Origin of the sequence: Pseudarthrobacter sp. W1I19 (assembly GCF_030817835.1) — a bacterium.
In the GTDB taxonomy this organism is placed as follows: Bacteria; Actinomycetota; Actinomycetes; order Actinomycetales; family Micrococcaceae; genus Arthrobacter.
This window is the reverse complement of sequence record NZ_JAUSZR010000001.1, coordinates 1,535,505-1,561,607: the sequence shown is the minus strand read 5'-3', so window position 1 is coordinate 1,561,607 and position 26,103 is coordinate 1,535,505. Positions and strand designations below refer to the sequence as shown.

Sequence of the window (26,103 nt, the reverse complement as noted above, 5' to 3'; positions counted from 1 at the left end):
GTTTCGGGTAAAGGTACGGGCGGTCCCCGCACTTAGATGGTGTAGTGCACTCCGGCAACTGCCACGGCAACGTCGCCGCCAAAAGCCGGACGGGCCTCCGCCATCACGGTGGTCTGCGACGTCCACACCGGAATATGGGTGAGCAGGAGCCTGCGGGCACCGGCCGCGGCAGCGGCTTCCCCGGCGCGCTTGCCGGTGAGGTGGACATCCTTGATGCCGTCATCCCGGCCTTCTTCAAAGGCCGCTTCGCACAGGAACAGGTCCGCGTCCTTGGCAGCCTCCTCGAGGCCTGCGCAGGAGTCCGTGTCGCCCGAGTAGGTCAGCGTTTTGGCGATCCGGTTGCCTTCCTTGTCCGGTTCCACCACTTCCACCCGGAGGGCGTAGCACTCCTCAATGGGATGGTTCACGGCGAAGGGCGTCACGGTGAAGGGCCCCACGGTCACGGGCTCACGCTCGGCCCAGTTAGTGAAGTCGAACTCCTCGCGCATGCCGGGGTCCAGCTCCAGGCCGTAGGCGGTGGCCATCCGGTCTGCCGTGGCGGCCGGCCCCCACACAGGAATCCGTCCCCTGCCCCAGCCGCCCGGCTTCCAGCGGACGGCGACGTGCAGGCCGCAGAGGTCCATGCAGTGGTCCGGGTGCAGGTGGGTCAGGAAGATCGCGTCGATGTCCTCAAGGTCGGTGTACCGCTGGATGGCGCCCAATGCGCCGCTGCCCAGGTCCATGACCACTTTCCAGGTCCGCTCGCCGTCGTTGGCGGTCAGCAGGTAGCACGACGCCGGGGATCCTGGCCCGGGAAATGACCCGGTGCAGCCGACAATGGTGAGCTTCATTGGCCCGGACCCCCGGTAACGGAGCTTCCCACGAAGTTGGAGATCCGCTGGCGGGTGCCGGCACGCTGCGCGGCGGCGATCATTTCCGGGGTAATACGGGCCAGGCTGCCGGTGGGATACTGGGCCGCCACATGGTCCACGTGCCGGACGGACAGGACCTCGGGGCCCAGGAACCTGCGGGCCAGCGCTTCGAACTGGCCGGCATCCCCGGTTGCCACGAAGTGGTGTTCGGGCGCGGCTGTTTCAGTGCGCTGCAGGTTATGGGTGGCCAGGGCGCGGTAGACGTCCTTGGCTGTTTCCTCCGCGCTGGACACCAGGGTGACGTCCGCTCCCATCACATAGGAGATGACACCTGTCAGCAGCGGGTAGTGGGTGCAGCCGAGGACCACGGTGTCCACGCCGGCGGCCTTGAGCGGGGCAAGGTACTGCTCCGCCACGGCCAGCAGGGCCGGGCCCGTGGTGATTCCTGCCTCGACGTAGCTGACGAACTCCGGGCAGGCCACCGAGGTGATGTCCAGGTCCGGAGCGGCGGCGAACGTATCCTCGTAGGCACGCGAGCCCACGGTGGCGGAGGTGCCGATCACGCCCACCCGTCCGCTGCGGGTGGCAGCAACGGCGCGCCGCACCGCCGGCTGGATGACCTCGATGACGGGGATGCCGTACTTCGCGGTGTACCGTTCCCGGGCGTCGCGGAGCACGGCGGCCGACGCTGAGTTGCAGGCAATGGTCAGCAGCTTGACGCCGGAGTCCACCAGTTCGTCCATCACGCCCAGGGCGTTGGCCCGGACTTCCGCGATGGGCAGCGGGCCATAGGGCCCGTGCGCGGTATCCCCTACGTAGAGGATGGACTCGTTGGGGAGCTGGTCGATGATGGAGCGTGCCACCGTGAGGCCGCCTACTCCGGAATCGAAGACACCGATGGGCCGTGATTCCACGGCGGCGGCCTGCAGGTCGCTGGCTTCGGATCCTGCTGCTTCAGCTGATGGATCCATGCTCGAGGCTGTTGTCATGATTATTCGAGGATAGGTCTTCCCTGCGGCCTCAGCCATCATGTTGTGGCCTGCGACTCATGTCTAATTTCTCACACGGCTGACACGGACGGCCGGGGCCACGCCTCAACGGCGGGTGTCCAGCGACTGCAGCATGGCCTGCACCAGCGATTCCTGGAGCCAGGTGGCGAAGTTGTAGACCAGGGCCAGGTAGCTCTCCACATCCTCCGCCTGGGACCAGTCCTGCATGAGGTGGACGTGTTCGGCGTCCTCTTCGTCCTGGATGTCCAGCCGCTCCGCCAGGACCAGCCGGACATCGTTCAGCGCCATCGACCAGTGCTTGGCGCCTTCGGCCGAGAGAACGATCTCGTCCTTGTCCAGGTCCAGGGCCGCAGCACGGAGGGCGCCGATCTTCGTCTCACGCAAGGAACGCTCGGTGAGCTGGCGGAACTCAAGGGACGCAGCGCCGTCGTTCTTCATCACGTTCGGAAGGAGCCGCTTCACTGCCCTGTCCGAGGGCTCGGCAACATCCATGTCGAGCCCGATCAGGGCAGCCAGCGGATCCTGGCCGGAGCGGTCCTCCGGCTGCAGCATGGAGATCACGTCGTCAATGAGGCTGCGCAGCAGCTCCCGCTCAGTGGGCTCCAGGTAGCCGGTAATGCCTTTGAGTCCGTACTTGAACGCCTTAGCCACGCTTCCCCTTACCCTGGCCGGACCCGCCGGACTTGCCCGAATTGCCGCCCGGTCCGCCGCTGGCCTTCTCCACCGTGGCCCACAGCCCAAAGCCGTGCATGGCCACCGCGTGGCGCTCCACCTGTTCCTTGCTGCCGTTGGCAACAATCGAGCGGCCCTTTTTGTGGACCTCCATCATGAGCTTGTTCGCTTTGGTCTCCGAATAGCCGAAGTAGCTTTGGAAAACATAGCTGACGTAGCTCATGAGATTTACGGGGTCATTCCAGATCACCAGGTTCCAGGGGATGTCCGGTGCGGCCAGGAAGTCGGTGGACTCCTCTGTGCCGGTCCGGGTGCCCTCTTGCGTATCAGGGCCGAGCGCAACGCTTAAGGTCATCTGTCCATTCTATGGGGAGTATGGGCCCACGCCCGAAGCGAAGCGGGACGTGGGAGCCGATGGATGGGCCCACACCGGCGAGGGCCCCGCGGCGAAGCGAAGCGGGACGTGGGAGCCGGTGGATGGGCCCACACCGGCGAGGGCCCCGCGGCGAAGCGGAGCGAGACGTGGGAGCCGGTGGGGACTAGAGTGACTTCCGTGAGCACCTCAGCCGGCTGGGACCATCCCCGCACGTCCTTTTACACTGACCATTACGAGCTGACCATGCTGCAGGCGTCGCTTCATTCGGGCGCCGCGCACCGGAAGTCCATCTTTGAGGCCTTTGCCCGGCGGCTCCCGGACGGCCGGCGGTACGGCATCGTGGCAGGCACCGGCCGGCTGCTGGAGGGCATCGCGAACTTCCGCTTCGGGGAGGCGGAACTGGACTTCCTGTCCCGCACCAAGGTGGTGAACGAGGAAACGCTGGAGTACCTGGCGTCCTACCGTTTCTCCGGAGATATCTGGGGCTACCCCGAGGGCGAGGCCTACTTCCCGTACTCCCCCATCCTCATCGTCGAGTCCACCTTCGCCGAGGCCTGCATGCTGGAGACCTACCTGCTCTCGGTCCTCAACCACGACAGCGCCATCGCCTCCGCCGCATCCCGGATGGTCAGTGCTGCCGGCGGCCGCCCCTGCATCGAGATGGGTTCCCGGCGCACCCACGAGGAGGCCGCCACCGCATCCGCCAGGGCAGCCATCATTGCCGGTTTCGACAGCACGTCCAACCTCGAGGCGGGCATCCGGTACGGGGTTAAGACAGTGGGCACCGCCGCACACTCGTTCACCCTCCTGCACGATACGGAGCGGGATGCTTTCGAGGCACAGATTGCCTCCCTCGGCGAGGGCACGTCCCTCCTGGTGGACACGTACGACGTCGAAACGGCCGTGCGTGCGGCCGTAGACCTGGCCGGTCCACGCCTTGGCGCCGTCCGGCTTGATTCGGGCGACCTCGTGGCGCAGGCCCAGTGGGTCCGCCAGCTCCTGGACCAGCTGGGCAACGAGAACACCAAGATCGTGGTCACCTCGGACCTGGACGAATTCGCCATTGCCGCGCTGCAGTCCGCGCCCGTGGACTCCTACGGGGTGGGAACCTCTCTGGTGACCGGGTCCGGAGCACCCACTGCCAGCATGGTCTACAAGCTGGTCAGCCGCACGGACGGCGACGGCAACTTCGTTTCCGTGGCCAAGGCCGCCAAGAACAAGGCCAGCGTGGGCGGCCGGAAGTACGCCCTGCGGAAACTGGACGAACGGGGCATTGCCACCGCCGAGGTGGTGGGCGTGGGCCACCGGCCGGAGGACGACGGTAACGACCGCCCGCTGCTGCAGCAGTTCATGAAGAACGGCGAACTGATGCCGGGCTGGACCGGCCATGAGGGCGTGGTCCGGGCCCGCCGCCGGCACGCCGAAACCATGGCCGAACTGCCCGCCGTGGTCAACCGCCTCCAGCGCGGGGAAGCAGCCATTCCCACTCACTATGAAGAAAACTGAGGAGAACTGATGTCCCGGGCCCTGATCATCGTCGACGTCCAGAACGATTTCTGCGAAGGCGGCTCCCTGGCCGTTGCCGGCGGCGCGGACGTGGCCGGCGCCATCAGCGAATACGTGGACGCGCACCACAACGAGTTCGACCACATCGTGGCCACCCAGGACTGGCACATCAATCCCGGCGGCCACTTCTCCGAAACCCCTGACTTCGTTGACAGTTGGCCGCCGCACTGCGTTGCCGGGACCCGCGGAGCCGAGCTCCACCCGGACCTGGACACCGAATACATCGAGGCCTACTTCCAGAAAGGGCAGTTCGCCGCCGCCTACTCCGGTTTTGAGGGGCTGCTGGCTCCCGAGGACGCCGTGCCCACCGGTGAACGGCAGCCGGGCGCGCTGCCCGGTTCCGGCGACGCTGACCGGTTCGCCCCGGACGAAGACGCGATCGGCCTGGACGACTGGCTGCAGAGCAACGAGGTCGAGGAGGTTGTGGTGGTGGGCATCGCCACGGACTATTGCGTCAAGGCCACCTCGCTGGACGCCGTACAGGCAGGCTATTCCGTCACGGTCATCCGCTCCCTCACAGCGGGAATTGCCGATGACCTGGAGGAAACCGTCACAGAACTGGAACTCGGCGGCGTGGACGTCGCCTGACCGCCCGCAGCTACGGAACTGCAACTACAGAAGAGGCCCGGTGCTGTGCACCGGGCCTCTTCTGTTCGCCAAACACTGTCATTTCCTGCCGACGAACCAGTCCTGGAGCTTCCGCAGGCGTGACTGAAGCTGTTCCTCGTTCGCCTGGGCAACGGGCGGACCGCCGCACACCGTGCGCAGCTTGGTATGCACCACACCGTGCGGCGTACCGGTCCGGGCTGACCAGGCGGCCACGTTTTTGGCCAGCTCGTTCCGGAGGTCCATCAGCAGCCGGTGGTCCGGGACAGCCGGTGCCGGAGCCTGGGCAGCCGCGGGAGCCTTCCGGTTCTTGCGGTTGAGCTGTTCATGCTGGCGCTGCCGCAGGAGGGTGCCCACCTGTTCGGCATCCAGCAGCCCGGGAATGCCCAGGAAGTCCAGTTCGTCCTCGGAGCCAACCTCGCCGCCGGTTCCGAACTCGCCGCCGTCGAACAGCACACGGTCGAAGGACGCCTGGGAGTCCAGTGCCTCGAACTTGCCCTTGGTCAGGCTGTCGGAGGCCTTCTCCTCGCGGTTGGCCTCGTCCATGAGCGAGTCTTCGGGGTTGAAGAGCCCGTCCCCGTCCTCCTTCTCCGGCCGGTCCAGGGCGTGATCACGTTCCATTTCCATGGAGTTGGCCAGGGCCATCAGCTGCGGGACCGACGGCAGGAAGACCGACGCCGTCTCTCCCCTTTTGCGGGCACGCACGAAGCGGCCCACGGCCTGGGCGAAAAACAGCGGCGTGGAAGTGGATGTGGCGTAGACGCCGACAGAAAGACGCGGAACGTCCACGCCTTCGGACACCATGCGGACGGCCACCATCCAGCGCTGGTCCCCGGCCGAAAACTCCTCGATCTTGCTGGAGGCCTTCGCATCATCGGACAGAATGACGGTGGGCGACTGCCCCGTGATCCTTTTCAGCTGTCCGGCGTAGGCCCGAGCGTCCTCGTGGTCGGTGGCAATGACCAGGCCGCCGGCGTCGGGCACGGTCCGCCGCACTTCACTGAGCCGTTTGTCCGCACCGGCCAGGACGGCCGGAATCCACTCACCGGCCGGGTTCAGCGCGGTCCGCCAGGCATGGGACGTGATGTCCTTGGTGACCGCGGCTTCACCGAGCGAGGCAGCCATTTCCTCACCGGCACTGGTGCGCCAGCGCATCTGCCCGGAGTAGGCCATAAACATCACCGGACGCACCACGTGGTCCCGCAGGGCGTTGCCGTAGCCGTAGGTGTAATCAGCTTTTGAGCGGCGGATGCCGTCCCGGTCTTCGGCGTATTCGACGAAGGGGATGGGTGAGGTGTCGGAACGGAACGGGGTGCCCGTCAGGGACAGCCGCCGGACCGCGGGGTCGAACGCCTCCCGCAACCCGTCGCCCCAGGACAGGGCCTCGCCCCCGTGGTGGATTTCGTCCAGGATCACCAGGGTCCGCGCCGCCTCCGTTTTGGCCCGGTGCAGCAGGGGCTTGCTGGCCACCTGGGCATACGTGACGGCCACACCTATGAAGCCGCGGCCGTGCTGGCCGTCCGAGTTCTTGAAGTTGGGGTCGATGGCGATGCCAACCTTGGCTGCCGCGTCCGCCCACTGGCGCTTCAGGTGGTCGGTGGGCGCCACAATTGTCACCCGGTTTACGGCACCGGAGTCAATGAGCGTGGATGCGATCCGCAGCGCGAAGGTGGTTTTACCGGCACCGGGAGTAGCTACCGCCAGGAAGTCCCGCGGACTCGCCCTCAGGTAGAGGTCCAGCGCTTCCTGCTGCCAGGCACGGAGTTTCGGGGCGGTTCCCCAGGCTGCACGTTCCGGATAAGCCGGAGGCAGGGTGGGGCCGCCAAAGAGCGTCTCCGTCACTACTTGTTGTTGCCTGAGTCCCCTCCGGGACCCTTGCCGCCGTCGTTGCCCGGGCGGAGGCCGTCATAGACCTCTTTGCACATGGGGCACACCGGGAACTTCTGCGGATCCCTGCCCGGCGTCCAGACCTTGCCGCACAGGGCAATGACTGGCTCCCCCGTCAGCGCGGACTCCATGATCTTTTCCTTGCGCACATAGTGCGAAAAGCGCTCCCGGTCCCCGGGCTCCACTTCCTGGCGCAATTCCTCGCGCTCAATGGTGGCTGTGGACGATCCAGCCCCGGAAAGCTCACGCATCGGGTCGTTCTCGAGAGGGTCCGTCATGCTAGTCATGCGATCCATCTTAGCCGTTCCGGCAGCTGGAGGTTCGACGCCGGAGGCTCCGGCCGCGCCGCCCGGGACCTGCCGCCGTCGTACTTTTATCCCGGTCACCCTGCCCGCCGGCCTGCGGTCAGAGGCCCTGCCAGTCGGGTTTGTTGTCATAGGTGTGGCGGTAAAAATCCGCCAGTTTCAGGGCCGAGGCGGCTGCCTCGTCCAGCAGGACGGTGGCGTGGGGATGGAACTGCAGTACCGATGCCGGGCAGATGGCGGCCACCGGTCCTTCAACAAATTCCCGCACTGCCTGCGCCTTTTGTGCTCCCGTTGCCACCAGGATCACATGCCTTGCTTCCATGATGGTGCCCAGCCCCTGGGTGAGGACGTGGTGCGGGACTTCGGCCAGGCTGTTGAAGAACCGGGCGTTGTCCCGGCGTGTCTGTTCGATGAGGCTCTTTATCCGGCTGCGGGAGGCGAAGGAGGATCCGGGTTCATTGAACCCGATGTGGCCGTCGGTGCCCACGCCCAGGAGCTGCAGGTCGATGCCGCCCGCTGCAGCGATGGACTCCTCGTACGCCCGGCAGGCGGCGGGAATGTCTGTGGCCGTGCCGTCAGGACCGTGGACGTTCTCCGGGGAGATGTTCACCCGGTCAGTGAACTCGCGCCGGATCACCTCGCGGTAGGATTCCGGGTGGCCTGCGGGAAGGCCAACGTATTCGTCCAGGGAAAACCCGTGCGCCCGGCTGAAGTCCAGGCCGTCCCGGTCGTGGCGGGCCGCCAGCTCATCGTAGATGGGCAACGGCGAGGACCCGGTGGCCAGGCCGAGGACAGCGTCCGGCTTGTGCCGGAGCAGCTCCTCGATGGCGTCAGCTGCAAGCTTGCCGATCTGCTTGCTGCCGTTGAGGATGACAACTTCCATCTTGTTCCTTCCAGGGTCTGTTCAGCGGTTGACGGTGACCTGGGCCAGCAGCTCCGGGCCGCGGGCGTCCAGCCATTTCCCGCCCAGCCGCACGCCGGTGACAAGAAGCGCAAGCCCCAGCAGGAGCCCCGCAGCCAGGTTGAGCCAGCCGAACAGGCTGTTGCCCGTAACCAGCTGGGCGATGAGCAACGCCGCCTCGGGCAGGACCAGGACAAACAGAATCCCCATGCCGGCGAACTGCACTGCGAGGGTTTGGCCCACGTTCCCGGGCGGCTTCTTGAAGGGGCTGTCCCCCGGCAGCGGAACGGCCACCGTGTACCGGGCAGACACCACGGAGGACAGTCCCAGCCCCGTAAAGAGGATTCCCAGGCTCAACCCCAGCTGGCCCGGAAGGGAAGCCCACTGCCCGGTGAAAGCAGCGTGGCCAATGGCAAACGCCAGGACAACCGGCAAGGCGAAGGCCAGGCAGGCGAGCGCCCGGCCCAGCCTGTCGTCCACACCCCGGACGCCGCTGGCCAGGTGCAGCGCGAAGGCCGTGTTGTCATAGGAGACATCGGCGGAGATGGACCAGGCCAGGATAAACGCCGTCAGGGGCGCCAGGAAGGCAAGCGTGCTGAAGTCTCCGGTCTGGCTGCCCTGGAACACCAGAAGCACGGGGAGCAGCGGTACCACAATGAGTGAGCCGGAGTAGCGCGGATCGCGGATCCAGTACGTGAGGGACCGGGCCATCACGGCGCCGGCAGGAACAGCGGGCAGGAGCCCGAACAGGCCCAGCTTTCCGCCCTTGCGCTTGCCGCTGCCCGAATACGGGGGATTGACGAGGGCCCGCTCCAGCAGCAGCTTCCAGCACCAGGCGAGTCCGGCCAGGACCGCAACGGAAATGAGCAACTTCAGGATGGCTTGTCCCGGGCGCCCTGCAGCGATGTCCCCGGCAATGGACCAGGGGGCACCGAGCGGAGTCCAGGACATTGCCTGCGCAAACTCCGGCAGGAAGCCTGTCGAGGCCGAAATTCCGCGGCTGACTCCCGCTACGATCGGGCCAAGGAGGACCAGGGGCACCATAAAGGCGATGGCGCTGACGTCCTTGAAGCGCCGGGATGCGGCGAGGCTCGCAGTTGCCGTGGTGACCACCTTGGACAGCACAATGCAGGTCAGTACTCCCAGCACTGCCCCTACGAGGGCTGCGAGCGCTGGCAGCACGCCGCGGGACCAGGTGACTACCGTGGCCAGTGCCACCAGTGTTGTGGCCAGCCCGGGAATACCGATCAGCCCGCCCAGCGCCAGCCCTGCAAGCATCTGGTTCATGGGGATGGCAAAGGTGGTGAAGCGGGCAGGGTCGAGGGTCATGTCCGTGGCAGATGCGACCACCGGAATGATGCCCCAGCCCAGGATGGCCGCCGCACCGCCGAGCACCATGGCGGTTTGCACGAGTTCGGGTTCGGCGCGGCGGAGCAGCACCAGCACCACCACCAGGGTGGCCACCACGCCCAGGGCATACAGTCCGGCGAAGGCCATTCCCACCAGCTGCCAGGGGCTGCGGCGCAGGCCGTTGCGCAGCAGCGTCAGTTTGAGCCTTAGAAGGTGCGCAACCATTCCAGCCCTTCCGTGTGGCTGCGGCCGCCCACCAGTTGGACGAACCGGTCCTCCAGGGACGCCCCGGCCCGGACCTCGTCAACGGTTCCCGCCGCGAGCAGCCGCCCTGCGGCCACCACAGCCACGTGGTCGCACATGCGCTGCACCAGGTCCATCACGTGGCTGGAGACGATCACCGTCCCGCCCGAGGCTACGTAGCTGTCCAGGATGGAGCGGATATTGGCGGCAGAGACAGGATCAACCGCCTCAAAAGGTTCATCCAGCACCAGCAGCCGGGGCGCATGGATCAGGGCCGAGGCCAGGGCGATCTTTTTGGTCATGCCGGCGGAGTAGTCCACTACCAGCGTGCCCGCGTCCTGGGCCAGGTCCAGGGCCGCCAGCAGTTCCCCCACGCGGCTGGCCACCACGTCCTTGTCCATGCCCCGCAGCAGCCCGGCGTAGGTGACCAGTTGCTCACCGGTGAGCCGGTCGAACAGCCGCACGCCGTCGGGCAGGATGCCCATCAGCCGCTTGGCCTCCAGCGGCCGGGCCCAAACGTCAACCCCGTGGACCACGGCTGTGCCGAAGTCAGGGCGGAGGAGCCCGGTGGCCATCGACAGCGTGGTGGTCTTGCCGGCGCCGTTCGGGCCTACGATCCCGAAGAAGGAACCGGCTGGCACGTCCAGGCTGATGCCGTCCACCGCGATCTTCTGCCCGAAGCGCTTGGCCAGCCCGCGGATGGACAGTGCCGCTACGGGCGCTGGCTGTGTCGGAGGCTGCGGTACCGGTTCAGGGTGCTGTACCGGACCAGAAGGCTGTACCGGATCAGGGTGCTGGGCTGTCATGAAGCCAGACTAGTCCTCACCCTGCGGCCGCGGGGTCCTCCTGCAGGAGTAGAAAAAGTCAGGCGCGGGAGCCAAAAGCCGGCCAATCCTGCCGCCTTGGTCCTGCGCGCCGGTCCTACGGCTTCCTGCGGATGCGGATGGGACCTTTGGCGGTGGCCGGATCCACCACTGACCCGCCTTGGGTGATCTCCACCTCGCCGGCGTCCACCAGCCGCCGCGCAGCTTCGCGGACAGGCTCCATCAGGTCCCGCCAGGTGTCATCGCCAACAGCGCGGGCTGCATCCGAAGGGCAGATGGTGGACGTGGCGGCCCTGGCGGCCAGGAGCGCGAGGATGGTGGCCTCGAGTTGCTGGCCCAAGCTGCCATCAGGGGCCTGCGCGTCTTCGCGTTTCCCGTCCGCCATGTCACACCCGCCGGTCAGAAGGTTCTGCGGGGCACGGCGCGCTCGTACTGCGGCACCCACGGAATGTTGTGGCCCAGTTCGAAGGCTGCACGCAGCCACCAGTGCGGATCCCGCAGGGCGGCGCGGGCGATAAAAACGCCGTCGGCCTGACCGGTGGCGATGGCGTGCTCGGCCTGGCCTGCGGAGGTCAGCAGGCCCACGGTACCGGTGGGCACTCCCGCCTCGCTGCGGATCGCGGCGGAGAACCCGGTCTGGTAGCCGGGACCGGCTTTGATCTGCTGGTGGGCCACCGCTCCGCCGCTGGAAACGTCCACAAGGTCCACGCCGCGTTCGGCGGCCTGGCGGGCCAGGCGCACGGACGCGGGGAGATCCACCCCGCCCTCAGCCCAGTCGCTGGCCGAAATCCTCAGCAGCAGCGGCATCGAATCAGGAATGACATCCCGCACCGCATCCACCACCGCAAGCATGAGCCTGTTCCGGCCCGCTTCGTCTCCGCCCCAGGCGTCAGTCCGTGCATTGATCAGCGGGCTCTGGAACTGGTGCAGCAGGTAGCCGTGTGCCCCGTGGATCTCCACAGTGTCGAATCCGGCATCAACGGCACGGACTGCCGCCGCGGCGAAGTCGCTGATGACCTGCTGGATCTGCTCCTCCGTCATTTCGGCGGGCTCGGCATACCCGTCAAAGGCCGACGGCGAGGGTCCCACGGTGGTCCAGCCGCCGTCGGACTCAGGAACACTGCCGTGCTGGCCCGAGAAGGGCCAATAGGTGGAAGCCTTCCGGCCGGCATGAGCCAGCTGGGCACCGATCTTGGCGTCCGCGGCGCCATAGCGGTGCACGAAGGAGGTGATCCGCTGCCAGGCCTCCGCCTGGGCGTCGTTGTACAGGCCGGCGTCCCGGGGGCTGATCCTGCCTTCGGCGTTGACGGCGGCCGCCTCGGTGAGGATCAGCGCCGCGCCGCCGGCCGCGAAGGAGCCCAGGTGCATCAGGTGCCAGTCGTGCGGAACTCCCGGCGCGTCGTCGGGATCGCAGCTGTACTGGCACATGGGCGAAACCCAGCCGCGGTGCTGGAGCTCCAGCGAACGGAGTTTGAGCGGCTCAAACAGTGCGGACACTAGAACAGCACCCGGGCCAGGGCCTGGCGCGCCTTGGCAACGCGCTCATCCGACGTTCCCACCACCTCGAACAGCTCCAGCAGGCGGACGCGGGCGGTCTCGCGTTCGGGGCCGAAGTTCCGGCCAATGAAGGTGACCAGGCGGTTCAGTGCATCTTCGATATGTCCGCCGGCAATGTCCAGGTCTGCTACGGCAAACTGGGCATCCAGGTTGTCCGGTTCATCCGCTGCCTGGGTGCGGAGGGCTTCGCTGTCCTGGGCCGTCAGCGGCTGGAGCCGCAGCATCAGCTCCACCTGGGCCAGGCCGGCCTTGGCCTCATGGTCGGCCGGCATGTCCTTCAGCGCCTGGCGGTAGGCGTCGGCCGCAGCCGCGTAGTCACCCGCTTCAATCGCATCAAACGCGGCCTGGTGCAGCGGCGGGAGCGGTGCGGGCTCCGCCTCTGCTCCCGCTCCCGCGCCCAGGCTGCCCGTCACGCCGTTGGCTGCGGCGACTTTCAGCAGTTCGTCAAAGAGGTTGCGGACCTGCTGTTCGTCGGCACCGCCCTGGAAGAGCGGGACCGGCTGCCCCTTCAGCACGGCAACGGCGGTGGGCACCGCCTGAACCTGGAACGCCTGGGCCAGCTGCGGGAAGGCCTCGATGTCGGCCGCGCCAAGGACCAGCCGGCCGCCGTAGCTGTCCACCACCTGTTCCAGGACGTCCAGCATCCCGGCGGATTCGGGCGAGTAGGAGGCCCACAGTGCAAAAACCACAGGGACCTGCGCTGAGAGCTCCACGAGCTGCTGGAAATTGGCCTCAGTGACGTTGACCTTCAGTTCCGGGGCACCGGGGGCCTGGCCGGGCTGGTCACCGCCGCTTGCGGGGGGCGGTGCGGACGGCGCCGGGCGCTGCTTCAGGGAGGAAAGATCGACGGCGCCGCGCAGGTTAAGCAGGTTGGCAGCGGCAGGAGGGACTGGGCGGGAAGCTGGCGAACTCATGCTTTCCACTCTAGCCACTCCGGCCGCTGCCGGGGGTACTGCACAATCGGGACTACTTGAAGCTGGCCCCTACCAGCCCGCGGGTTGCTGCCACAAGCTTCATGGGATCGGTGGAGCCTGCCGGCGGAACGTACACAGCCATTGATTCGGCAAAGCTGAGGACCATACCGGTGGTGGTTTCCTTGCCGCCGGCCAGGGCCGCGGCGTCGTCGCCGATGGTCAGCTTGTCGCCGGCAGCCTTGGGCGTTCCCTCGAAGCCGAAGTTGATCCGGCCCAGGACCAGCGCGCCGCCGTCCGCGGTGCGGAACACAACGGTGCTTTCCGGAACCACCTTGTGCGTGAACGAGAAGTTTCCGTTCTCGCCGGCCTTGACCACCTCGGACTGGTAGGACAGTGTGTCGGCGATGTACGGCGAGGACTCGCCTTCCACCAGTTTGTCCTTGAAGGCGGAATCGGCGCTGGTCAGGCGGTCGGCCAGGCCGGACATGGCTTCTTCACCGCTGTAGAGCAGCCCGCTCTTGTCACCGGCAGCCAGTGTTTCCGTCCCGCGGTTGATGGTGGGGAAGGTAGTGCCGGGCTGCAGCGGATTGGTTTCCACCAGCTTGTAGTTTTCGCGCGGTGACGCCTGCACGAGGGTCAGCAGCTGCGGCACCACGTTGCCGTCACCCTGGGTCACGGCCAGCACGGACCGGGGCCACTCGCGGTCCTTGGTGACCACCGTGGTGAGGAGCTTGGTGGAGCGGACCGGCATGCGTGGCTCGTACGATCCCACCTGGGAGCGGATCTTGTAGTTCTGCGTCCGGACTTCAAGCTCGGTTCCGCCGACGCGCTCGGCCAGCTTCGCTGCGTCCTTGGCTGCGTCACCGGTGTCCGCTGCGCTGGAGACCTGCTCCAGGATGCGGCGGAATTGTGCATCCAGCAGCACCGGCGAGCCGGCCTGCTCCTGCCCGGCGGCCGGTGCTGTTGATGCCGGATCTGATGAGGGTGCGGGCGACGCTGCCTGTGCGGCGGTGCCTGCTCCGGCAACCACGGCCACGGTGACCACTCCGGCGGCCACCATGCCCAGTCGGGAGGACGTGCGGGCCTCGGACTGGGCACGGGCACGCTGGGCAAACCCGCTGCCCTTGCCGTCGCCTTCACCGTTGCGCTTGCGGGCCGAGAGCAGGGCCAGCACGATGCCGGCCAGGATCAGGAGCGAGCCCAATACCATCAGCGGGATGGCCCAGGGCGTTGAGGTATCGTTCGGGAACGTCATGGAGATGGAGGCCGGCGCGGGCCGGGTCCCGTCGGACGCCAGCAGGAGCGTCCAGTCACCGTCGGCGGGCGGTGTCCAGGAGTATTCCAGCTCGCCGCTTGCGTTTTCGGTGGAGACCCACAGATCGGAGCCGGCCGGGCTTGGCGCCGTGGCCTCGCCGTCCGCGTGATCAACCTGGAGGGACTTTCCGTCCTCCGAAACCCCCGTGACGGTGTCGTGCGCGGTTTGACCCACCCAGGCGTCCACGTCGTCGGGACGGCCGGCCGCGAGCAGGAAGTTACCGTCACCCTCGACGTTGATCTTGACGGTTCCGCCGTGCAGGGTACGCAGCTTCTGGTCGATGACGGTCAGCGGCGCCGCCTGCCCATCTGCGGGGGCAGAGGCCGTGAACGTCTCGGAAGGGGCCCAGATGGTTCTCTGGCCGATGCCGGCCAGCAGTGTCAGGAGGCCGAGCAGCACGAGTGCGACTGCAGTCTTTAAACGCAAGGGAACACCTATCATCAGCGGGGGTTTAGCTTCAATAGTAACGGTTTTGTTATCACGGCCCCCGACCGGCAGGCGCAACCGCGCCTGCCGCGGCCCACGGACAACGCCCTTCCGCGGGTGTTGACAAGGCTGCTGATAGTGTTTGCGATGATCATCACACCGGCCCGCAGCAGCGGCGCCACGCACCGAACAGGCCCCACATCCCAGTGACTGACAAGACGGACGAGTCCTCCGCGGCATACGAGAATCCGGAGGGTGCAGAGCCTTCGGCGAAGGCGCCCCAGGACCCTGCCCCGACGCACCGGAGGGGGGCGGCCGCTGCCCTCGGACTGGTGGTCCGCCGCCTTCGCCAGCCGCTGCCTGGAGCCCAGCCGAGGCTCCGGTTCGAAATGCCGCCGGAGTACTCACAGCACGAGGAGCCCAGCGAAGATCCCGACGGCGTGAGCCGGCCGCAGTTCGGTGACCCCGGCCCCCGCATGTCCCCCCAGCACCCGCTCTATATGGGCTTTATGGGCACCGTGGGCGTGGGGGTGGCACTGCTGGTCTACTGGATCGGCTCCCACACCACCCAGTTGCTGTTGTGGATCGTCGCGGCGCTCTTCATCGCCCTGGGCCTTGAACCGGTGGTCGGGTGGCTGGAACGCCGAAGGATTCCCCGCCCGGCCGGCATCCTGGTATCCGTCAGCGTGCTGGTGGCCGCCGTCGTCGGCTTTTTCGCCACCCTCATCCCCACCATCGTCGGCCAGGTCACCGAGATCGTGGAGCAGGCACCGGTATGGGTCAGGGACTTCATGAACTCGGACCTGTTCCGTACCCTCGATGACCAGTTCGGCGTCCGTGACCGGATCGCCGAGGAAGTCAATAAGTTCGTCAACGACCCCGAAGCCGTGGGCGGCATCGCGGGCGGAGTTGTGGGATTCGGCTCCACGGTGGCCAACGGACTGTTCGGGGCCCTGATCGTCCTGGTGCTGAGCCTGTACTTCCTGGCGGCGCTGCCGGCAATGAAGAGGTGGGGCTACCGGCTTGCGCCGCGCTCACGGCGCCACCGGGTGGAGGCATTGTCCGAGGAAATCACCAAATCGGTGGGCAACTACGTCATCGGCCAGGCCTGCGTGGCACTCCTGAATGCCACGTTCGCCTTTATTGTCATGACGATTGTGGGGGTTCCGTTCGCCCTGCTCCTGGCCTTTGTGGTGGCACTGCTCGCCTTTATCCCCCTGGTCGGGGCCATGATCGCCGGCGTGGTGGTGGTCCTCATCGCCCTCACTGTGGGTTGGCAGACCGCCACGCTCTATGCCATTTGCTACTTCGCCTACCTGCAGTTCGAGGCGTACTTCATCTCGCCGCGCATCATGCAGAAGGCCGTGGCCGTACCCGGCGCGGTGGCTGTCATCTCAGTCATCGCAGGCGGCAGCCTGTTGGGTGTCCTGGGAGCCCTGATCGCCATTCCCACTGCGGCGGCAATCCTGCTGCTGATCAAGGAAATCTATATCGTGCGGCAGGACAAGCACTAGGCACCGGAACTTCCAAACCGCTAGGCCGGCGCGTTGGCCACCGGCCCGTTCCATTCCTGCGGAAGGCTAGCTCCCGCCGGGCCTGCGCCCGTGACCTCATGGACAATCTCATTCAGGACCCGCCCGGCGTACTTCTCCCCCACCCATAAGTGCTTGGCACCCTTGACGCCCACCAGGCGGGCCTGCGGCACCAGGCTGAAGCGCTCCTTCGCGGCCTCCGGCTGCAGGTAGTCGTCATGCTCGGGCACCAGCACCGTGAGCGGCTTCCCGGACTGTGCCCACTGCCTGAGGTGGGAGTCCTTGGCCCGGTGCAACGGGGGCGAGAGCAGGATGGCACCCTCGATCTGCTGCGCCACCGGTTCAACCGCACCGTACATCAGGGCAAGCTCGGTGCCGAAGGACCAGCCCACCAGCCAGCGGTTGGGCAGGCCGCGTTCCACGGCGAAGCGGACGGCCGCCTCCACATCATGCTGCTCCCCGATGCCCTCTTCAAAAGATCCCGTGCTGGTGCCGCGAGGGGACTCCGTGCCGCGGGTGTTGAACCGGAGCACCGCGATTCCGGCCAGCGCCGGCAGCCGGTAGGAAGCCTTGCGGTAAACATGCGAATCCATAAAACCGCCGTGGGTGGGCAGCGGATGCAGGGTAATAAGGGTTGCGTTCACCGGTCCGGACTCCGGAAGCGCCAGTTCTCCCACCAGGGTGTGGCCGTCTTGCGTCTTCAGCTCCACGTTTTCACGCCTGGCCGGCAGGACAGTGGAAGCACGGATGGGCGTGGGGCCGGTGGACTGGCTGAATTCGTACGACGCCGGATCAAAAGTCATGCCTGCCAGCTTAGCGACAGCCGCGCGCCGTGCCGTTACCGGTACCGGTAGCTGCGGGTCTTCCAGCAGTTGGTGTGCCAGTGCCGCCGTTCCGCCAGGCCGGCTGCCGCGCCAAAAAGATGGTCATCCTTCCACACCACCAGGTGGGCGACTCCGGGGAGCACGGCGGTGGAGCATTCAGGGCAGATGTAGGTCTTTTCCGCGTTTTTGGCGGTCATGGTGCGGACCATCCACTCGCCGTCGGGAGCACTCTCCCGGCGGGCGATGCCTGCACGCGCGCGTTCCAGGTCCAGCTCGGGAACGTCAGCGCTCCCTTTCTTTCCCCCCGCCCGGCCGGACCCGGCTCCGGCTTTTCCGGATACTGGACGGCGGGGTCGGTTGGAACGCGGCATGCCTCCATTCTGCCCCAGCCGGGACAGTGCCGGCCTCTCCTGGCCTTCTCCCGGACAGCCCGTGCGGGCCGTGGCAAAGCCCGTCCCAAACCCATCCGGGGCGGGCACCTGCCGCACCAGACGGTAGTCTGTACGGCGTGCGACTTGTGATAGCCCGATGCTCTGTTGATTACGTTGGCCGGCTTAAAGCCCATCTTCCCCTTGCCACCAGGCTCCTGCTGGTCAAGGCCGACGGCTCAGTCCTGGTCCATTCCGATGGCGGCTCCTACAAGCCGCTGAACTGGATGAGCCCGCCGGCCACCCTGCGGGTTTCGTCCCCGGAAGACGTGGACCTGGAACTGGGCGTCGTTGAGCAGTGGACCGTGCAGTCTGCCAAGACCGATGACCGCCTCATCATCAATATCCATGAAAAGCTGAGCGACTCCTCGCATGACCTGGGCGTGGACCCCGGCCTCATCAAGGACGGCGTGGAGGCGGACCTGCAGCGGCTCCTGGCCGAGCAGATTGAAACGCTGGGCGAAGGGTATTCGCTGATCCGCCGGGAATACTTCACGGCAATCGGGCCCGTGGACATCCTGGCCCGGGACGCGGACGGGGCAACAGTGGCCGTGGAACTCAAGCGGCGCGGCGATATCGACGGCGTTGAGCAGCTCACCCGGTACCTTGAACTGCTGAACCGGGATCCGTTGCTGGCACCGGTCCGCGGGATCTTCGCTGCCCAGCAGATCAAGCCCCAGGCGAAAGTCCTGGCGAACGACCGGGGCATTGACTGCGTAACCCTCGACTACGATGCAATGCGCGGCGTGGACGACGTTGAGTCCCGGCTTTTCTGACGCTGCTTTTAACCAGGACGCAGATAATCAGCAGACTGCCCTTCCCGCGGCGTTGAATTCGCTCCAGCAAGGACATTTAACCGCCCTTTTACCTAAAATTTATGCGTTTAGTCCCCCAAACCGTTGACCTCTGCCTACCGGCATGAAATTCTTATCTCAGTCTTTGTGTAGGTGTTTTTCATGCTCGCAAGACATGTTGCGAGCGCGAAGCTCCTGCAGCGCCGGTCCCTTTCCGGACGGGCAATCCAGGATTCTTCTCGCGGAGTGACCAAGGCCGGCACGAGGTGTGCCGATCTTAAAAAGTTCCACAATGAGGAGAAATAAATGGCACAGGGAACCGTCAAGTGGTTCAACGCTGAAAAGGGCTTCGGCTTCATTACCCCGGATGACTCCGATGGTGATGTCTTCGTTCACTACTCCGAAATCCAGACCGGCGGCTTCAAGACCCTCGACGAGAACCAGCGTGTTCAGTTCGAGATCGGCCAGGGCGCCAAGGGTCCCCAGGCTACCGGCGTCACGCTGGTTTAGTCCCCGCCTGCCGGCCGCTTAATGCGGCCGGCAGCGAAACAATGGTCCCCGGCAATTATGCCGGGGACCATTGTTGTTTAATTCAGCCCCCGTCCAGTTGCACAAGTTGACCGGTATATCCATGCAATGCGGATTGTCGCCGTAAATGCAGCCGGGTTCAGTTCACCAATTTGCGGACCAGCCGGGCGCCCTGCGGAAGGGAAAGCCCGGGCAGGTAGGCCCGCGTCAATGCCCGGCCAATGGCCGGCAGGTGCAACGGATCCTGGTAATACAGATAAAGGGCGCGGTACTCGGGTTTGAAGCGCGACTTGAATGCGGCCAGTGAACGAAATCCGTAGATCGGTTCCAGGGCGTGCCCCACCAGGTCCAGGATCCGGACCAGGTTGTCCGCCCGGTCCTGCCCGTCCGGGTTGGCACCGGCCGCGGAGCCGGGAAGGCTCGCCAGCGGAGAACCCGAGAGGGAGATGACCTCAACGGAATCGCGCAGCTCAAGTACCGCGGAAGCGATCAGGAATTCCATCACGCCCGGAAAACCGTCGGCGCCCCGGCGCATAACGTCCAGTGTCCTGCTGACCAGCCGCCCGCCGTCGTACACCGGCAGCCAGCTGGTCACGCCGTGAACGGTACCGTTGCCATCCACGGCGAGGCAGCACAGCACCTCCGGGTCGTCGAGCTCGTCGATCCCGCCCAGGGTGAAGCCCATTTCGGGAACTGTTTTCCCGGCCGCCCATTCTTCCGAGACTTCGCTGAGCTTTGAACGCAGTGCCGCCGGCAGGGAGGCATACGTTCCCCAAACGGCTTCGACCCCCAGCTTCGCCGCCCGGTTCAAGGCGGTACGGACGTTCTGCCATTCCTTGCCCTTGAACTCCAGTTCGCGGATGGCCAGGCGCGTCTCCTGCGCCACGGCGACCCGGGAATACCCGCGCTCCTGCAACATGGGCCAAACCCCATCGTCGCAGGAGTAGAGCGCCGGGATCATGGCCTCGCGCCCGCAGTATCCAAGAAACTCCTCCGTCACGCGGACTTGTGCGTCTGCGGACCCAAGAGCACCGCCGAGCGTCAGTGCCACGCTGCCGTGCCGCTGGAATGCGAACCCACCACGGCCGTCGGGGCTGAACCAGTACGTGTTCGGTTCCCACAGCGCCATCCAGGACAGCGGTCCGCCGCCCTGGTGGAGCAGCTGACGTACCTTGATCCTGTCCTGCCGACCGGAATCGTTGCCGTGGTGTCCGCTCAGCAGGGCCCACCAGACAGTAACCAGGGCAATAACCCAGAACACGGGGCCCGAGTAGGCAAAGAGAACCGCTTCCACAGTGTTCCGGTCGGCAAAAACGCGGTGGTACTGCTGCGGAATAGGTACCGGCACGTACTGCCGGGCCAGCTCGGCAAAGAGCCCCAGCAGGCCGCCGTCGCGCATCAGTCCCCCGGCCCACAACCAGGCGATGGCGTAGCCGGCGGCCAGGACAAGCCACGAACCTCCCACCACGAAGGCCAGCATCCGGCGTGCGGCCGGAACTGTCTGGACACGGAACTGCCTGCGGTTCAGCCAGAGGAGCACCGCGAGCAGCAGGGGTACGCAGACCAGTGGAAGCACGTGGGCAAAGGCCGAACCCATCGGCGGCGCGGAGGTGCCATGCGGCCGGGACGGAACCAGGGCGAAAAGGGCGAGGTAGACGGCCGCGAGGGCGGTCACGGCGAGCTGGATGGCAATGGCGATGTTCAAGGCGAGGCGGCGGCCCCGGCGTATCCCGTCGGCGCAGATCAGCAGCAGCACCACGGGGACCACTGCCAGGGCGAGGCCAAAGGGCCCGGCAAAACCGGCCCTTCCGGCTTCCAGGCAGGATGCCTCCACCGTGGTGCCGCAGTTGAACGCCAACTGGCCAAGGGTGGGCATCGGATTCAGCACCACCTCCCGCAGGAGTGCCAGCGGACCTGTGGGTGCACGCGCGATGCCCGTAAGGATCGGGCCCACCGCAAAGACGGCAACCGTGAGGGCAAGCAGGTTCCGGGCCTCACGGCCGGTGGAACGGTGCCGGTGCAGCTGGCCGTGATCACCCTGGATCCACCAGCCCACCAGGAGTCCCAGGACGGCGCCAATCAGGCCGATGACCGTTTCGGCGTGCCCGATGTACAGCACCAGCAGGAGCGAGATTGAAAGCACGCCGGTCCGCAGCCGGCGCTGCCAGAGGACGGACAGCCGTCCGGTGGCTGCAAGGCCTGCCGCCAGAACTGCCGGGTAGGGTCCGATCAGGATGTCGTCTGCCATCCGGTCGAGCCATCCGTCACCAAGGTAGCCGGCCAATTGGGTGATCAGCAGGAAGACCGTGACGGCCCCGAACTGGCCGCCGAGGAACAGCGCCACCGTGGCAGGTGTTCCCAGCCTCCGCTCCGCCAGGCCCAACAGCAGGAGGATCATCAGCGACGCTGAAATGTACGCCAACGGGTTGGTGGCGAAGAACAGGCTGGTAAAGAGGGACCACCAGTTGCCGGCGCGCAGGCCCGGTCCGCTGACTCCGGCCCCGTCGAGCAACTGCTCCGGCGGCCCTGCCAGGAAGCTGCCCGTGACGGCACCGGTCACCAGGAGCACCGCAAGCACCGCCACCGAGAACGGCATTGATTTCAGTCCGGTGAGGATGCGGTCCCGTGCGGGGCGTACCACTGTTGTCCAGGCCAGGGATGCCGTTCGGATCTGCTGTCCGGAAGTCACTGGCCCAACCCCCACCTGCCGGAAAGGAACTGCAGGGCATCGGCAATCCGTTTGGAGGACGTGTCCCAGGAATGGCCCGTATGTTCCACCTCGTAGGCGCGGACGTCGAAGCCGGCGTCCCGGGCGGCAGCGGCAAGGGTTTTAAGGTAGGCCACAAATTCCGGGTCGTCCTGTCCTGCCGTCATGTACACGGCGCTGGATTCGAAGCGCCGCTCCTTCATAAGTGCCAGGGGGGTCTGCCGTTCGAACTCCTCCGGCTTCCCCGGGAAGGCGGCATCAATGGTTTTTTGCCGTTCCTTGGCAAGCGCAGGCTCCGCTTCGCCGGAGAACGAAAGGATGGCGGGGAACAAGTCGGGGTGCCGGGTCCCCATCTGCAGAGCGCAGGTGCCGCCGAAGGAAAAGCCGCCAATGGCCCACTGGTGGTGGTCGGTGTCTACGGCCAGCGTTGAACTGATCCAGTCGGGGACATCGCGGGAAAGGAACGTATCGGCCTGCGCTATCTGGCTGTCCATGCACATGGTGTTTGCGGACTGGGAACCGTTGGGATCGGGAATCACCACCACCGGCGCCAAGCCACCGTGGGCTGCGGCGAAGGAGTCCATGTGTCCGTCCAAAGCCCCGCCGGTCAGCCAGTCCGGGGGTCCGCCCGGCTGGCCGGCAACCAGGACCAGCACGGGAAGGGCAGGCCGGTTCCTGGCAAAGTACGCGGGCGGCAGGTAGATGTACGCGTCGCGGGTGGCCATGCCCGAGGCGGTGCCGGGAATGGCAGCCTTGCGCAGGACTCCCCCGGCCGGAAGCTCACCCTGCGGCACCCACCCGTGGAGCGGGACGCCGTCGGCCGCTCCGTCCTGCCGCATCAGGCCGGATTCAAGCGTGGGGATGCGGGCCACGGCAGTGCCCAGAAGGTCACTGACGGTTCGGTTCAGGCCGAAGTAGGCATTGACCTGTACGCAGGACAGGGCCGCGACGAGAAGGACCGCGGCGAAGCCGGTGGCGCGGCGGCGCCAGCTGCTTCGGGGCAGCCGGAACAGGAGCAGTATCAGGGAAGCCACGGCGGGCACCACCCATAGCAGGACGGCGTCGGGGATGTTTTCCGGGAAGACGGAGAAAAGATTGATCAGCGCCCAGTGGACCGTTGCCACCAGCGCGAAGGCTGCCGCAACGGCGGCAACCACCTGGACGAACCAGCGCCGCCGGCCGGTCGGCACGGGAGGTGCGAGCAGATACACGGCACCCGCCAGGCCCAGGACCAGGGAAGCCCAGTACACCGGGCCGTCGGTGAGACGGACGTCAAAAACCCAGTCCACGTTGGCTAGCGCCAGGTGCCCACGCCGATGACCGGCCCGGCCTCCAGCCAGGAGGACAGCCCGGCGTAGGCGTCGAACTTCATGGCAAGGCGGAGGTCCTGCCCCTCGTAGCGGAGTTCAACAATAACGACGTCGGGCTGGACCTTCACTGCCTCGGCCTCGGTGGGCTTGCGGCGGCCCAGCAGCTCCAGTGAGTGCCGCTTGAATTTGTGCTTCGGCCGTACGCTCAACGAAAACAGGCGGAACCACTCAAGGTCGTTGTCCTGATAACGACAAACCCCCACCTGCCAGCTGTTTCCAGCCGTGCAAATGGAGGCGTCCACCGTGCCGAGGGCACGCCGCAGGTTGAAGCGGCGCACCCCCGAAAGGCACAGTGCAAATACCAGCAATCCAAACGTGATTGCCATGGCGATGAACGGAAGACTCGGTGCGTCCATCAAGGTGGTGCTAGCGGATCCCAGCGGTAGCCGAGCCGCCCAGGTGGGCGTTGTCAGCAACAATAACCACGCGGTTGTTGTCCACGGAGAAGAACCCGCCGTCAACATCTACCGCAATACGGTCCCCGGATACCGGCTGGATAGCCAGCTCACCCTCGGCCAGGATCGCCAGCAGGGGCGAGTGGCCGGGCAGGATTCCGATTTCACCATCGCTGGTGCGGGCCTTGACCATCTTGGCCGCTCCGGACCACACGAAGTGGTCCGCTGCGACAATCTCAACCTCAAGCTCAGCCATATTACTTGGTCTGTTCCTGGATCTTGGCCCACTGGCGCTCAACGTCATCGAGGCCGCCGACGTTGAAGAACGCCTGCTCCGCGATGTGGTCCAGCTCGCCGTCGCAGATGGCAGTGAAGCCTTCGACGGTGTCCTTGATGGAAACCGTGGAGCCTTCGACGCCGGTGAACTGCTTTGCGGTGTAGGTGTTCTGCGAGAGGAACTGCTGGATGCGGCGTGCACGCGACACGACGATCTTGTCCTCTTCGGAGAGTTCGTCAACACCAAGGATGGCGATGATGTCCTGGAGTTCCTTGTTCTTCTGCAGGATCTGCTTCACACGGACAGCCGTGTTGTAGTGGTCCTTGCCGATGTACTGGGGATCCAGGATGCGGGAGGTGGACGTCAGCGGGTCAACAGCCGGGTACAGACCACGGGAGGCGATTTCACGGGAAAGTTCCGTGGTCGCGTCGAGGTGTGCGAAGGTGGTGGCCGGTGCCGGGTCGGTGTAGTCATCTGCGGGAACGTAGATGGCCTGCATCGAGGTGATGGAGTGGCCCTTGGTGGACGTAATGCGTTCCTGCAGGAGGCCCATTTCGTCAGCCAGGTTGGGCTGGTAGCCCACAGCCGAAGGCATGCGGCCGAGGAGGGTGGAAACCTCGGAACCTGCCTGGGTGAAGCGGAAGATGTTGTCGATGAAGAGCAGCACGTCCTGGTTCTGCACATCGCGGAAGTATTCCGCCATGGTCAGTGCGGACAGGGCCACGCGCAGACGCGTTCCCGGCGGCTCGTCCATCTGGCCGAATACAAGGGCGGTGTCCTTGAGGACGCCTGCCTCTTCCATTTCCACCCAGAGGTCGTTACCTTCGCGGGTACGCTCACCCACACCGGCGAATACCGAAGTACCACCGAAGTTGCGGGCAACACGGGTGATCATTTCCTGGATCAGAACGGTCTTGCCCACGCCGGCGCCGCCGAACAGGCCGATCTTTCCACCCTTGATGTAGGGGGTGAGGAGGTCGATGACCTTGATGCCGGTTTCAAGCATCTCGGTGGAGCCTTCGAGCGAAGCGAAGCTCGGTGCCTTGCGGTGGATGGGCCAGCGTTCGCTGATCTCCAGTTCCGCCTCGGTAACGTCCAGGGGCTGGCCCAGGACGTTGAAGATGTGGCCCTTGACGCCGTCGCCGACCGGCACGGAGATGGGGGCACCGCTGTCCACTACGGACGTGCCGCGGACGAGTCCGTCGGTGGCCTGCAGGGAGATGGCGCGGACGAGGTTGTCACCCAGGTGCTGGGAGGTCTCGAACGTGATCGTTTTGGTTACACCGTTGAGAGTAATCTCGGTGGTGAGGGCGTTGTAGATGGACGGGATTGCGTCGGCCGGGAATTCGACGTCGACAACCGGGCCGATTACGCGCGCAATGCGGCCGGTGGCACCGGACGTTGCGGCTACGTGTTCGGTAGCAGTGGCAGTCATCTCTCTCACTTCACTCAGTAGATGGCGTGGGTTTAAGTTTATCTGTGGTGGTGCAGGTCCAGCGGAACCGGCTGCTGCAGGCTAGGACGCGAGGGCGTCGGCGCCGGCAACAATCTCGGAAAGCTCCTGCGTAATTTCAGCCTGGCGGGCCGTGTTGCGCAGACGCGTGTACTTCTTGATGAGGTCCGTGGCGTTGTCACCCGCAGACTTCATGGCCCGCTGGCGTGCAGCCAGCTCGGAAGCTGCTGCCTGCAGCATGGCTGCGAAGATGCGTGACTCGATGTAGCGCGGCAGCAGGGCGTCAAGTACACGCTCGGTTTCCGGCTCGAACTCGTACAGCGGCAACAGGTCCGATTCAGAAGCGGCCTGCTCTTCCACTACTTCCAGGGGAAGCAGGCGGATGACCGTGGGCTCCTGGGTAACCATGGACTTGAAGCGGGTGTACACCACGTGGATCTCGTCCACGCCGCCCTCTTCATAGTCGGTGGCGAATTCCGTCAACAGCGCCTCGCCGATTTCACGGGCGGTGGCGAACTCCGGTGCGTCGGTGCCTCCGGTCCAGACCCGCTCGTGTTCGCGGTTCCGGAAGTCGAAGTAGGCCTGCGCCTTGCGTCCGACGAGGTACGTCTTGACTTCCTTGCCTTCAGCGTGGAGCAGCTCGTTGAGACCTTCCGCCTGCTTGAGCACGCTTGCCGAGTAGGATCCGGCCAGGCCGCGGTCCGAGGTGATTACCAGGACGGCGGCACGGCGGATCTGCTCCGGCTCAGTGGTCAGCGGGTGGTCGATTTCGCTTTGGCTGGCGACAGCAGAAACGGCGCGCGTGATCGCGTTCGCGTAAGGCAGTGAAGCTGCTACGCGCGCACGGGCCTTGCCGATGCGCGAGGTAGCGATCAGTTCCATCGCCTTGAAGATCTTGCGCATCGACGTGGTCGAGCTGATCTTCTGGCGGTAGACCCGAATCTGGGCTCCCATACTTATCCTTTCCTAACATTCCCTAAACCGGGTGTGCC

Annotated in this window: 26 protein-coding genes; 5 read left to right on the top strand and 21 right to left on the bottom strand. The window is 65.9% G+C overall.

All coding sequences use genetic code 11. From position 1 onward, the window contains the following. Nucleotides 1-32 precede the first annotated feature (32 nt). The 4 genes from QF038_RS07285 to clpS all read right to left on the bottom strand — a co-directional run bounded on the left by QF038_RS07285 (nt 33) and on the right by clpS (nt 2,888). Entirely contained in the window at nt 33-830 is a 798-nt protein-coding gene (locus tag QF038_RS07285) for an MBL fold metallo-hydrolase (RefSeq protein WP_307609538.1), read from the bottom strand. Then, nucleotides 827-1,822 (bottom strand): glutamate racemase, encoded by a 996-nt coding sequence (gene murI / locus QF038_RS07280; protein WP_373461629.1) that lies wholly within the window; start codon nt 1,820-1,822, stop codon nt 827-829. The genes QF038_RS07285 and murI overlap by 4 nt, the downstream gene beginning before the upstream one ends. A gap of 123 nt (nt 1,823-1,945) precedes the next feature. Continuing rightward, nucleotides 1,946-2,512: a DUF2017 domain-containing protein gene (locus tag QF038_RS07275; RefSeq protein WP_091415741.1), complete on the bottom strand. Its 567-nt coding sequence runs from the start codon at nt 2,510-2,512 to the stop codon at nt 1,946-1,948. Next, the gene (clpS, locus tag QF038_RS07270; RefSeq protein ID WP_307609536.1) at nt 2,505-2,888 is read right to left on the bottom strand and encodes an ATP-dependent Clp protease adapter ClpS; all 384 of its coding nucleotides are present in this window, start codon (nt 2,886-2,888) and stop codon (nt 2,505-2,507) included. Before clpS ends, QF038_RS07275 begins: the two co-directional genes overlap by 8 nt. A 198-nt stretch (nt 2,889-3,086) precedes the next feature. Between clpS and QF038_RS07265 the strand changes: the two genes are divergently transcribed. Both QF038_RS07265 and QF038_RS07260 read left to right on the top strand, forming a co-directional pair. Then, nucleotides 3,087-4,415: a nicotinate phosphoribosyltransferase gene (locus QF038_RS07265; protein WP_307609535.1), complete on the top strand. Its 1,329-nt coding sequence runs from the start codon at nt 3,087-3,089 to the stop codon at nt 4,413-4,415. A 9-nt stretch (nt 4,416-4,424) separates the two neighbouring features. Then, a complete protein-coding gene (locus tag QF038_RS07260) occupies nt 4,425-5,063 on the top strand; it encodes an isochorismatase family protein (RefSeq protein ID WP_307609534.1) in 639 nt (212 codons plus the stop codon). A 78-nt stretch (nt 5,064-5,141) separates the two neighbouring features. Here the strand turns inward: QF038_RS07260 and QF038_RS07255 are convergent, their stop codons facing one another. From QF038_RS07255 to QF038_RS07215, 9 genes are all read right to left on the bottom strand, one after another. Next, nucleotides 5,142-6,923, bottom strand: a complete 1,782-nt coding sequence (locus QF038_RS07255; RefSeq protein WP_307609533.1) for a DEAD/DEAH box helicase — start codon at nt 6,921-6,923, stop codon at nt 5,142-5,144. Next, entirely contained in the window at nt 6,923-7,255 is a 333-nt protein-coding gene (locus QF038_RS07250) for a DUF3039 domain-containing protein (RefSeq protein WP_373461535.1), read from the bottom strand. The genes QF038_RS07255 and QF038_RS07250 overlap by 1 nt, the downstream gene beginning before the upstream one ends. A gap of 118 nt (nt 7,256-7,373) precedes the next feature. Beyond that, nucleotides 7,374-8,156 carry a glucosamine-6-phosphate deaminase gene (gene nagB / locus QF038_RS07245; RefSeq protein ID WP_307609531.1) on the bottom strand — a complete coding sequence of 261 codons (783 nt, stop codon included), beginning with the start codon at nt 8,154-8,156 and terminating at the stop codon, nt 7,374-7,376. A 21-nt stretch (nt 8,157-8,177) separates the two neighbouring features. Continuing rightward, nucleotides 8,178-9,749 carry a transporter gene (locus QF038_RS07240; protein ID WP_307609530.1) on the bottom strand — a complete coding sequence of 524 codons (1,572 nt, stop codon included), beginning with the start codon at nt 9,747-9,749 and terminating at the stop codon, nt 8,178-8,180. Beyond that, complete coding sequence (locus tag QF038_RS07235; protein ID WP_307609529.1) at nt 9,731-10,573, bottom strand: ABC transporter ATP-binding protein; 843 nt, start codon at nt 10,571-10,573, stop codon at nt 9,731-9,733. The genes QF038_RS07240 and QF038_RS07235 overlap by 19 nt, the downstream gene beginning before the upstream one ends. A 115-nt stretch (nt 10,574-10,688) precedes the next feature. Next, nucleotides 10,689-10,976, bottom strand: a complete 288-nt coding sequence (locus tag QF038_RS07230; RefSeq protein ID WP_307609528.1) for a DUF3253 domain-containing protein — start codon at nt 10,974-10,976, stop codon at nt 10,689-10,691. Between the two features lie 14 nt (nt 10,977-10,990). Beyond that, nucleotides 10,991-12,088: an NADH:flavin oxidoreductase/NADH oxidase gene (locus QF038_RS07225; RefSeq protein WP_307609527.1), complete on the bottom strand. Its 1,098-nt coding sequence runs from the start codon at nt 12,086-12,088 to the stop codon at nt 10,991-10,993. Further along, nucleotides 12,088-13,062 carry a tetratricopeptide repeat protein gene (locus QF038_RS07220; RefSeq protein ID WP_307609526.1) on the bottom strand — a complete coding sequence of 325 codons (975 nt, stop codon included), beginning with the start codon at nt 13,060-13,062 and terminating at the stop codon, nt 12,088-12,090. Before QF038_RS07220 ends, QF038_RS07225 begins: the two co-directional genes overlap by 1 nt. Before the next feature lie 52 nt (nt 13,063-13,114). After that, nucleotides 13,115-14,818 (bottom strand): hypothetical protein, encoded by a 1,704-nt coding sequence (locus tag QF038_RS07215; protein ID WP_307609525.1) that lies wholly within the window; start codon nt 14,816-14,818, stop codon nt 13,115-13,117. A gap of 191 nt (nt 14,819-15,009) precedes the next feature. Here QF038_RS07215 and QF038_RS07210 point away from each other — a divergent pair, with 191 nt between their 5' ends. Continuing rightward, the gene (locus QF038_RS07210) at nt 15,010-16,317 is read left to right on the top strand and encodes an AI-2E family transporter (RefSeq protein ID WP_373461534.1); all 1,308 of its coding nucleotides are present in this window, start codon (nt 15,010-15,012) and stop codon (nt 16,315-16,317) included. A gap of 20 nt (nt 16,318-16,337) precedes the next feature. Here QF038_RS07210 and QF038_RS07205 read toward each other — a convergent pair whose 3' ends face one another. Beyond that, a complete protein-coding gene (locus QF038_RS07205) occupies nt 16,338-17,138 on the bottom strand; it encodes an alpha/beta hydrolase (RefSeq protein WP_307609524.1) in 801 nt (266 codons plus the stop codon). Between the two features lie 35 nt (nt 17,139-17,173). Continuing rightward, nucleotides 17,174-17,530, bottom strand: a complete 357-nt coding sequence (locus QF038_RS07200) for an ATP/GTP-binding protein (RefSeq protein ID WP_091415713.1) — start codon at nt 17,528-17,530, stop codon at nt 17,174-17,176. Between the two features lie 137 nt (nt 17,531-17,667). On the opposite strand from QF038_RS07200, the gene nucS reads away from it, so the two are divergent. Both nucS and QF038_RS07190 read left to right on the top strand, forming a co-directional pair. Further along, nucleotides 17,668-18,363: an endonuclease NucS gene (gene nucS / locus QF038_RS07195; RefSeq protein WP_307609523.1), complete on the top strand. Its 696-nt coding sequence runs from the start codon at nt 17,668-17,670 to the stop codon at nt 18,361-18,363. 324 nt (nt 18,364-18,687) lie between these two features. After that, complete coding sequence (locus QF038_RS07190; protein ID WP_011692441.1) at nt 18,688-18,891, top strand: cold-shock protein; 204 nt, start codon at nt 18,688-18,690, stop codon at nt 18,889-18,891. 157 nt (nt 18,892-19,048) lie between these two features. On the opposite strand, the gene QF038_RS07185 is transcribed toward QF038_RS07190, so the two are convergent. From QF038_RS07185 to QF038_RS07160, 6 genes are all read right to left on the bottom strand, one after another. Next, nucleotides 19,049-21,598, bottom strand: a complete 2,550-nt coding sequence (locus QF038_RS07185) for a bifunctional lysylphosphatidylglycerol flippase/synthetase MprF (protein ID WP_307609522.1) — start codon at nt 21,596-21,598, stop codon at nt 19,049-19,051. Beyond that, the gene (locus tag QF038_RS07180) at nt 21,595-22,905 is read right to left on the bottom strand and encodes an alpha/beta hydrolase family protein (protein WP_307609521.1); all 1,311 of its coding nucleotides are present in this window, start codon (nt 22,903-22,905) and stop codon (nt 21,595-21,597) included. The genes QF038_RS07185 and QF038_RS07180 overlap by 4 nt, the downstream gene beginning before the upstream one ends. A gap of 5 nt (nt 22,906-22,910) precedes the next feature. Further along, nucleotides 22,911-23,342 carry a DUF2550 domain-containing protein gene (locus QF038_RS07175; protein WP_091415706.1) on the bottom strand — a complete coding sequence of 144 codons (432 nt, stop codon included), beginning with the start codon at nt 23,340-23,342 and terminating at the stop codon, nt 22,911-22,913. A 10-nt stretch (nt 23,343-23,352) separates the two neighbouring features. Then, nucleotides 23,353-23,637: a F0F1 ATP synthase subunit epsilon gene (locus tag QF038_RS07170; RefSeq protein ID WP_013601509.1), complete on the bottom strand. Its 285-nt coding sequence runs from the start codon at nt 23,635-23,637 to the stop codon at nt 23,353-23,355. Between the two features lies 1 nt (nt 23,638). Then, nucleotides 23,639-25,093 carry a F0F1 ATP synthase subunit beta gene (atpD, locus tag QF038_RS07165; RefSeq protein WP_307609520.1) on the bottom strand — a complete coding sequence of 485 codons (1,455 nt, stop codon included), beginning with the start codon at nt 25,091-25,093 and terminating at the stop codon, nt 23,639-23,641. A gap of 81 nt (nt 25,094-25,174) precedes the next feature. Continuing rightward, nucleotides 25,175-26,065, bottom strand: a complete 891-nt coding sequence (locus QF038_RS07160) for a F0F1 ATP synthase subunit gamma (RefSeq protein ID WP_307609519.1) — start codon at nt 26,063-26,065, stop codon at nt 25,175-25,177. Nucleotides 26,066-26,103: the final 38 nt, after the last annotated feature.

Excerpts from the sequence above, each read along its gene's own strand:
- QF038_RS07285 (WP_307609538.1), bottom strand. The coding sequence starts at position 830 with ATGAAGCTCACCATTGTCGGCTGCACCGGGTCATTTCCCGGGCCAGGA.
- murI (WP_373461629.1), bottom strand. The coding sequence starts at position 1,822 with ATGGATCCATCAGCTGAAGCAGCAGGATCCGAAGCCAGCGACCTGCAG.
- clpS (WP_307609536.1), bottom strand. The coding sequence starts at position 2,888 with ATGACCTTAAGCGTTGCGCTCGGCCCTGATACGCAAGAGGGCACCCGG.
- QF038_RS07260 (WP_307609534.1), top strand. The coding sequence starts at position 4,425 with ATGTCCCGGGCCCTGATCATCGTCGACGTCCAGAACGATTTCTGCGAA.
- QF038_RS07250 (WP_373461535.1), bottom strand. The coding sequence starts at position 7,255 with ATGACTAGCATGACGGACCCTCTCGAGAACGACCCGATGCGTGAGCTT.
- nagB (WP_307609531.1), bottom strand. The coding sequence starts at position 8,156 with ATGGAAGTTGTCATCCTCAACGGCAGCAAGCAGATCGGCAAGCTTGCA.
- QF038_RS07240 (WP_307609530.1), bottom strand. The coding sequence starts at position 9,749 with ATGGTTGCGCACCTTCTAAGGCTCAAACTGACGCTGCTGCGCAACGGC.
- QF038_RS07235 (WP_307609529.1), bottom strand. The coding sequence starts at position 10,573 with ATGACAGCCCAGCACCCTGATCCGGTACAGCCTTCTGGTCCGGTACAG.
- QF038_RS07230 (WP_307609528.1), bottom strand. The coding sequence starts at position 10,976 with ATGGCGGACGGGAAACGCGAAGACGCGCAGGCCCCTGATGGCAGCTTG.
- QF038_RS07220 (WP_307609526.1), bottom strand. The coding sequence starts at position 13,062 with ATGAGTTCGCCAGCTTCCCGCCCAGTCCCTCCTGCCGCTGCCAACCTG.
- QF038_RS07215 (WP_307609525.1), bottom strand. The coding sequence starts at position 14,818 with ATGATAGGTGTTCCCTTGCGTTTAAAGACTGCAGTCGCACTCGTGCTG.
- QF038_RS07205 (WP_307609524.1), bottom strand. The coding sequence starts at position 17,138 with ATGACTTTTGATCCGGCGTCGTACGAATTCAGCCAGTCCACCGGCCCC.
- QF038_RS07200 (WP_091415713.1), bottom strand. The coding sequence starts at position 17,530 with ATGCCGCGTTCCAACCGACCCCGCCGTCCAGTATCCGGAAAAGCCGGA.
- QF038_RS07190 (WP_011692441.1), top strand. The coding sequence starts at position 18,688 with ATGGCACAGGGAACCGTCAAGTGGTTCAACGCTGAAAAGGGCTTCGGC.
- QF038_RS07175 (WP_091415706.1), bottom strand. The coding sequence starts at position 23,342 with ATGGACGCACCGAGTCTTCCGTTCATCGCCATGGCAATCACGTTTGGA.
- QF038_RS07170 (WP_013601509.1), bottom strand. The coding sequence starts at position 23,637 with ATGGCTGAGCTTGAGGTTGAGATTGTCGCAGCGGACCACTTCGTGTGG.
- atpD (WP_307609520.1), bottom strand. The coding sequence starts at position 25,093 with ATGACTGCCACTGCTACCGAACACGTAGCCGCAACGTCCGGTGCCACC.
- QF038_RS07160 (WP_307609519.1), bottom strand. The coding sequence starts at position 26,065 with ATGGGAGCCCAGATTCGGGTCTACCGCCAGAAGATCAGCTCGACCACG.